The 294-nt window shown below is 66.3% G+C and carries 1 protein-coding gene; it reads left to right on the top strand.

The genetic code is table 11. The features are described from left to right. Positions 1-294 (top strand): tyrosine-type recombinase/integrase (locus AC5ZG5_RS46575; protein WP_496165618.1); only part of this gene is annotated, 294 nt, incomplete at both ends.

Raw genomic sequence — 294 nt, 5'->3', positions numbered from 1 at the left:
CACCTGCTTGAGTTGCTGCGGGCCTGGTGGAAGGCGGCGCGGCCGCAGGGCTGGCTGTTCCCGGGCCGCGATCCGGCGCAGCCGATGACCACACGCCAGCTCAATCGCGGCTGTCATGCCGCCGCCCAGATGGCGGAGATCAACAAGCGCGTTTCGTTGCACACCTTGCGGCACAGCTTCGCCACCCACCTCTTGGAGCAGCACATCGATGTCCGCATCATCCAGGTGCTGCTCGGTCACGCCAAGCTCGACACCACGGCGCTCTATACCCGCGTCGCCACCAAGACGATCAGC

It is taken from the genome of Bradyrhizobium sp. Ses1 (genome assembly GCF_059512365.1).
This window is presented reverse-complemented; position numbering and strand designations above follow the sequence as displayed.